Source organism: Moraxella sp. (assembly GCF_024227015.1).
GTDB lineage: Bacteria > Pseudomonadota > Gammaproteobacteria > Pseudomonadales > Moraxellaceae > Moraxella.
The window spans coordinates 1-6,725 of record NZ_JAAELD010000244.1; the positions used below are offsets into that span (position 1 = coordinate 1).

At 46.5% G+C, this 6,725-nt stretch carries 8 protein-coding genes and 2 tRNA genes; 5 read left to right on the top strand and 5 right to left on the bottom strand.

Translation table 11 applies throughout. The annotated features are described in order from the left end of the window. On the top strand, window positions 1-573 hold a 573-nt coding region (locus tag GY683_RS05795), incomplete at its 5' end, for a bestrophin family ion channel (protein ID WP_297287842.1). Between the two features lie 53 nt (window positions 574-626). On the opposite strand, the gene GY683_RS05800 is transcribed toward GY683_RS05795, so the two are convergent. The 4 genes from GY683_RS05800 to folP all read right to left on the bottom strand — a co-directional run bounded on the left by GY683_RS05800 (window position 627) and on the right by folP (window position 2,914). Continuing rightward, a tRNA-Ile gene (locus tag GY683_RS05800) sits at window positions 627-703 on the bottom strand. A 92-nt stretch (window positions 704-795) separates the two neighbouring features. Beyond that, window positions 796-880: transfer RNA gene (locus GY683_RS05805), tRNA-Leu, on the bottom strand. A gap of 127 nt (window positions 881-1,007) precedes the next feature. Next, a complete protein-coding gene (locus GY683_RS05810; protein ID WP_297287843.1) occupies window positions 1,008-2,045 on the bottom strand; it encodes a ribonuclease Z in 1,038 nt (345 codons plus the stop codon). A 2-nt stretch (window positions 2,046-2,047) separates the two neighbouring features. Continuing rightward, entirely contained in the window at window positions 2,048-2,914 is an 867-nt protein-coding gene (gene folP, locus GY683_RS05815; protein ID WP_297287844.1) for a dihydropteroate synthase, read from the bottom strand. Window positions 2,915-2,991: 77 nt separating this feature from the next. On the opposite strand from folP, the gene hflX reads away from it, so the two are divergent. From hflX to GY683_RS05835, 4 genes are all read left to right on the top strand, one after another. After that, window positions 2,992-4,383, top strand: a complete 1,392-nt coding sequence (hflX, locus tag GY683_RS05820; protein WP_297287845.1) for a ribosome rescue GTPase HflX — start codon at window positions 2,992-2,994, stop codon at window positions 4,381-4,383. A gap of 139 nt (window positions 4,384-4,522) precedes the next feature. Beyond that, on the top strand, window positions 4,523-4,777 hold the full coding sequence (locus GY683_RS05825; RefSeq protein WP_297287846.1) for a hypothetical protein: 255 nt from the start codon (window positions 4,523-4,525) through the stop codon (window positions 4,775-4,777). Between the two features lie 224 nt (window positions 4,778-5,001). Beyond that, window positions 5,002-5,439, top strand: a complete 438-nt coding sequence (locus tag GY683_RS05830; protein WP_297287847.1) for a CidA/LrgA family protein — start codon at window positions 5,002-5,004, stop codon at window positions 5,437-5,439. Beyond that, the gene (locus tag GY683_RS05835) at window positions 5,432-6,136 is read left to right on the top strand and encodes an LrgB family protein (RefSeq protein ID WP_297287848.1); all 705 of its coding nucleotides are present in this window, start codon (window positions 5,432-5,434) and stop codon (window positions 6,134-6,136) included. Before GY683_RS05830 ends, GY683_RS05835 begins: the two co-directional genes overlap by 8 nt. A 30-nt stretch (window positions 6,137-6,166) precedes the next feature. On the opposite strand, the gene GY683_RS05840 is transcribed toward GY683_RS05835, so the two are convergent. Beyond that, window positions 6,167-6,725, bottom strand: a 559-nt coding sequence (locus GY683_RS05840; protein WP_297287849.1) for a WG repeat-containing protein, incomplete at its 5' end; no start/stop codon positions are given.

The window sequence follows — 6,725 nt, forward strand, 5'->3', positions numbered from 1 at the left end:
ATGTTGATATTTGTTGGTCTGCTGCGCAATCGTCTGCGCGGACAGCCGGCGAGTGTTGAGCAGTTCACGCATTATCATCCGATCGACCAAGACGAGATAGATCGATTTAATCAGCATGTCAATGCGCCGCAGCTGGTGCTTGAGCGGATGCAGCTGCGTCTGATGGATGCAGTCAAATCAGGCAGCATGACGGATATCATCTATACCAGTGTTCAGCGGCATGTGGTGGAGATGGGTAGCATTCAAGCGGGCTGCGACCGTATCGCTAGTACGCCACTGCCTTTTCCGTATTCGGTGCTGCTGCATCGGGCGGTATTTTGTTTTTGTTGGATGCTGCCGTTTGGGCTGGAGTCGGTCATGGGGATTTGGACGCCATTTTTGGTGGGGTTTTTGTCCTATCTTTTGCTTGGGCTTGATGAGCTTAGTTATCAGCTAGAAGAGCCATTTGGCACGGCGGATAATGACCTGCCGCTAGACACCATGGTGAGACTGATGGAGCGCGAAACCTTGGCTCTACTGGGCAAACCCATTCCCGATGCGATCAGTGCTGATCAATATTATAATTATAGCTAATTAAATCAAATAAATAAAAACCCTTTAAAGCATCGACTTTAAAGGGTTTAATTTGGTGGGCCCACACAGACTCGAACTGTGGACCAAAGGATTATGAGTCCTCTGCTCTAACCGACTGAGCTATAGGCCCGAAACGAGCGTTTATTATACTAAGATTTTATGATTTTTCAAGTGTTTTATTAAAATAAAAAAACCGATGAATCATCATCGGTTCTTAAAATATGGTGGGGACGGAGAGACTCGAACTCTCACACCTCGCGGCGCTGGAACCTAAATCCAGTGCGTCTACCAATTCCGCCACGTCCCCAAGTTGTCTATCTAGACCATCTGTCGATGTCGTCTTGATGGGCGTATTATATACATTTTTTGGAAGTTGACAAGTATTTTTTATAAAATTTTTATAAAAATAACATAAGATATTGATTTATATTATTTTATTTTTTCATGATTTTCATGTTTTTGTCATTAATGAGTATGGACATGAAGTCTTCGGCGCATACACAGTACCCTTGATAGTGCTGACTGACCTCCTGTGCGACATGACCCATGTTAGGGGCAGGGTTATTTGGCTCATAAAAGGGCGCAAATCTGGCACTAAAATGCGTCAGGATAAGATTAGGAAGTTTTACACGCTGGGCGAATTGCGCCACCATCTTGGCGCTGCTGTGCTGTGGGTCGAAACTGCCTTCGCCTGTCCGAGACAACATCTTATCCAGTATCGCCTGTGTGTAGGTCGCTTCATGAACCAGAGCATCAGCATCATGGATCACATCAGTCAGAAGTTCTGGTGTGTCATTATCGCCAGCGATGACGATCTTGGATTTGATGTCCATCTGCTCAATGTATTCATTTGGGATGATGGATTCATTATTGATATGTATGGGCTGGTGCGGTGGATTGGTCTTGAATATCTGATGCCAAAAGTGCTTGGGGATGTTATCGCTAACGAGCTTGTCAATGTTCAGCTTATGTTGATGTATGGCTTGCTTAATGATAAACGCATAACTAGGACAACGGTGTGATAGGGCGGTGGTCTTGATATTGAGGGTTTGATTGTCCAATGACAGGGTGATCGGCTGATCATGTTCAATGATGATACGCTCGATGGCGAAACTTAATCTAAGCTCGGTATGGGCGACATAAGCGTCTAATAACCCAAAAACACCCTTAGGTGCGATGATGGTCAGCGGAGTGGTGCGCCCATGCATGGCAAGGCTTGCCAATAAGCCTGCCAAGCCATAGCAATGATCGCCATGCACATGAGTGATGCAGATGGCGCGCAAGTTACTAAGGCGTAGCTTGGTGTACATGAGCTGATGCTGTGTGCCTTCGCCGCAGTCGATCAGTAGCCAAGGCGCACGATGATTGGTGCTTTCTTGCTCACTGGTGGGTAGTTCGACGGCAAGGGCGGAGACGTTACGTCTTTTGGTGGGGATGCCGCTGGACGTACCCAAAAAGGTTAACTTAAACATAATCAGCTGACCATCTGCCACATCTTTATCGCCTGCGCCATGTGAGCGACATCATGCACTCTGACAATACTTGCCCCCTTTTGAATGGCAAGCAGGTGAGCAACTGTGCCTATCACGTCTCTGTCGGTTGGGACGTGGTCTTGAGCGGGGGCAAATGTACTTAAAATCTCGCCTAAGAATCGCTTGCGAGATACGCCAAAGAGCATGGGCAAACCAAAATGAGCGATGATAGTATCCAAATGTTGCATAAGAGCGATATGATGAGCGTGATTTTTGGCAAAGCCCATACCAACATCTATCACGATGTTTTCACGTCTGACCCCTGCGTTTAGGGCGTTTTGAACGTCTCTATCTAGCTCGCTCACGACTTCACGCACCACATTATCATAATTGGTAAGGCTGTTCATGATTTGGGTCATGGTATCAGGCTCACCCCGTGAGTGCATGATAACCACAGGGCAATCAAGGCGAGCAGCCATGTCGCACGCACCGTCTCGGCGCAGCCCACGCACGTCATTAATCATGTCTGCCCCTGCATGAATGCCTTGTTCCATGACGACAGGATTGCTCGTGTCAAGCGATAGCCACACCTCATCGCCAAACTCCGCTTGTAAGGCTTGTACCACAGGGATAACCCTATCAAGCTCGGTCTTGGTTGCTACGCTTGGGGCGTTGGGGCGAGTGGACTCTCCGCCAATGTCAATGATGTCCACGCCCCAGCGTATCATCTCATCGGCATGGCGTAGGGCAGTGTCTATGCTGTTAAAACGTCCGCCGTCTGAAAATGAATCCGGCGTTACGTTTAGCACGCCCATGATTCTAGGGGTGGATAGATCAAGGGTTTTATGATTAAAATGCAGTATACTCATCGTATGATCCTACCTTGAAATTTGGCTATCATACCACAATCTACCACAGATAACATTGAAATCACAAAGGATAGCTTTTGCAATATTTTGACCGACATGACGGCGGAGAGAACGCCATTTTGGTACATCTTGACATACGTGAGATGATTGACCCTGATGATTTAGAAGAGTTTCGCCTGCTGGTGCATTCGGCAGGAGCGAATGAGCTTGACATAATTACAGGCGGACGGAACAAGCCGCACGCCAAATACTTTGTCGGCACGGGCAAGGCAGACGAGATTGCCCAAGCGGTGGCGCGCCATGAAGCGGACATCGTGATCTTTAACCACGACCTAACCCCAAGCCAAGAGCGAAACTTAGAAGCCTTGATTAAGTGCCGTGTGCTAGACCGCACGGGACTGATTTTGGATATTTTTGCTCAGCGTGCTAGAACTTATGAAGGCAAATTGCAAGTGGAGCTTGCCCAGCTGTCGCACCTAGCCACTCGCCTTGTGCGTGGGTGGACGCACCTAGAGCGTCAAAAGGGTGGTATCGGACTTCGAGGACCGGGTGAGACGCAGTTGGAGACGGACAGACGGCTACTTCAAATCAGGGTAAATCAGCTCAAAAACAAGCTCGATAAAGTCAAACAAACCCGCTCGCAAGGACGCGCCAAACGCCAAAAATCAGACGTGCCGACCGTGTCGCTTGTCGGTTACACCAACGCAGGCAAATCCACACTCTTTAACCGCCTTGCTGATGACAACATCTATGCCGCCGACCAACTATTCGCCACGCTAGACCCCACACTTCGTAAGGTTAAATGGGCGGGCGTGGGCAATGTCGTGCTTGCTGATACGGTGGGCTTTGTGCGTCATCTGCCTCATGAGCTGGTGGAGAGCTTTCACGCCACGCTAGAAGAGACTCTAGAGGCAGACCTACTACTTCATGTCATTGACAGCAGTAGCCCCGACATGCACGAGCAGATTGATGCGGTGAATGCGGTGCTTGATGAGATTGGTGTGACTGCTCCTGTGCTACTGGTGCATAACAAAATCGACCGCACCGATGAGATGCCAACCATTCACTACAAAGAACAAGGCGTGCCACACCGTGTCTATGTGTCCGCTCGTGAAAACTTGGGCATGGATAAACTCGCCCAAGCCGTGCAAGAGCTACTGGTGGGCGGACTGTCCGACTTTACGCTCACCTTACCCTATTACGCAGGGCAATTTAAAAATACCCTGCATGAGCTTGGGGTCATCACCCATAGCGAATTTGACGATACAGGGCATGAGATGCTCACCGTTCGCCTTGCCAAAGCTAAATTAAAAGAATTGCTTGGTAAATATCATCTTAATGCCTTTGACGTATTGCCGCCACACGAGGCAAGCCAATTTTTGCCAGAATTGGAAGAGTTTGAAAAGGTGGAAGTTAAGGCGAATGATGATAAAGATAACAATGATGATTTAGACCCGTTTTGTTTGTAGGGTGGGGTTTTGGTAAGTGGTAAGTAATACGCACTCTGTGATTTGCTAAGATAAACAAAACAACAAGAGAGCAAGCAATGAAAAAGTTTTGTTTATGTATTTTAAGCCTTTGTATTTTAACAGGTTGCTAGCTAGGTCAATGCAATCACCACCAGAAAGCCGGTCATATTTTTACAAACCAAACAAAAAGAATGTTAATTATGAATTAATTAAAAGTGATATGGAAGAGTGCGGATTTGAAAATATTGGATTTGTAAACATGCCTGATAACAAATATGTTGAATCTCAAATTTGTATGTTAGAAAAGGGCTATAAAAATCGTGCTTTTAAAAAGGGTGTATGTAGCGATTTGTATTTTGGCAGATATTGCTCCACAAAGCAAATCTTAGATTAGGCTCTTAAACAAAATCCAATATTATTTTAGGCCATAAGTACACCATTGACTGCTAAATCTACACTTTTCTCACGGATTATGAAATCTTCGCACTCATTTTAAACCATTAATGATATTTCATTCTCTCAGAAAATACCGAACATTTCTATAAAGTGTACCGATCACGGCTTGACCTTGTAAATAGATAATGCTTTAATAAAAGTTAATTTGTTACAAGGACGACCATGAAATCCCCCTATCTCACCAAATCCCCCACTTTCTGGCTGGGCATGCTTGCTACCGTTGTTATCGTTATTGGTGTGCGCGAGCTTGCGTTGGTCGTTTGTACCGCTTTTGGCATGCCGACCGCCACGAACATTGTTGGTTTGGTGTCGCTCTTTGTCGTGCTGATGGGGGTGCGGCTCATTAAGGGTGGTTTGCCAAATTGGCTATCATCCTCGTCTAGTGTGCTACTGGTGGATAGTGGATTTGCGTTTTTGCCTGTATCGGCGGGGGCGGGGATTTTGCTGTTTGGGCTTGGTTCGGATTTGCTTGCCGTGTCGGCGGTTATTATCCTTAGCACCGTGATACCGTTGTGGGCGTTTGCCAAATTATCCCAAAAATGGCTAAAAAATGACAACCAAGACAACGCTGCCAAGGACAAAGGGGTGAGCCATGGATAACATCACCATTGACAGCACCACCATTCTAATCGCCTTTGTCGTTACGCTTATCGCTCACATCGGGGCGAAGTATGTCTTGCGATATATCAACCGATATTTTCGTGGCATACCGATGATCATCATCGCCATCGTGCTGACACTCCTTATTCTCATGGTCATTCAGCTGCCTTATAATACGTACTATGCCAATGCCAAGCCTGTCTTTGATCGCTTGCTTGGATATAGCACTGTTCTACTTGCTGTGCCGCTTGCAGGCATGGATTTTAAAGGCTTACCTGTCAAGAAGCTGTCCATCGTTGTCGTCATGGCAAGCCTGGTTGGGGCGATCGTGCCGATGCTGCTTGCCTATCTGTTCGCGCTAAATATGGACACGATTCTGTCATTCGCCACGCGTTCGGTGACCACGCCTGTGGGCTTGTCGGTCGCTCAGATCATCGATGCGCCACTTGTCATGGCGAACCTTATCATCATCGTGTCGGGGATTTTGGGGGCGGGAGTGTGCCGTATTTTGTTTAAAAACATCACGGACGACAGAGCAAAAGGCTTGGCGCTTGGCTTGGTCGCCCACGCCATTGGTACGGTCGAAGCATGGACCATCAGTCCCACCGCAGGGCGATACGCCGCCTTCGGGCTTGCCATTAATGGCTTGGTAACGGCGGTGTGGTTGCCGATGGCGATACTGTGGCTGTTGAAGTGACTTAAAAAGCACCCAGTTGGGTGCTTTATTTCAATCAATGCGTTTACCTGTTTTGTCGATATAAAAGGGTTCACTAAAAATGATTTCGCCATTTAGTAATGCTTCGGCCATACCATTTTCAAACCCCCGAACATCATCATATTGAAAAGGAATTACAACCTTACCTGCTTTATCAACAAAGCCCCATTTGTCATTTTGTTTGACACCTGCCAAACCGTCTGAAAAATTCAAAGCATCATCATATTGGATAGGAATCACAACCTTACCTGTTTTATCGATAAAACCGCGTTTGTTGTTTTGACCTACTCTTGCCAAACCTTCTGAAAAACTACCAGCTTCATCATATTGAACAGAAATAACCACTTTGCCTGTCTTATCTATAAACCCGTATTTCTCATTTTGTGTTACTTTTGCCAAGCCTTCTGAAAAGTCCCAAGCAAAATCATATTGAATGGGAATAACGACATTACCTACCTTATCAACATACCCCAATTTGTCGTTTCGCTCCACTGCTGCCAAGCCTTCTGAAAAGTCCCAAGCATAATCATATTGAAGAGGAATAACGATTTTGCCCGAAGTGTTAATATAA

What these genes read in the sequence shown, in the direction of transcription:
- GY683_RS05810 (WP_297287843.1), bottom strand. Translation starts at nt 2,045, where the DNA reads ATGTTTAAGTTAACCTTTTTGGGTACGTCCAGCGGCATCCCCACCAAA.
- folP (WP_297287844.1), bottom strand. Translation starts at nt 2,914, where the DNA reads ATGAGTATACTGCATTTTAATCATAAAACCCTTGATCTATCCACCCCT.
- GY683_RS05825 (WP_297287846.1), top strand. Translation starts at nt 4,523, where the DNA reads ATGCAATCACCACCAGAAAGCCGGTCATATTTTTACAAACCAAACAAA.
- GY683_RS05830 (WP_297287847.1), top strand. Translation starts at nt 5,002, where the DNA reads ATGAAATCCCCCTATCTCACCAAATCCCCCACTTTCTGGCTGGGCATG.
- GY683_RS05835 (WP_297287848.1), top strand. Translation starts at nt 5,432, where the DNA reads ATGGATAACATCACCATTGACAGCACCACCATTCTAATCGCCTTTGTC.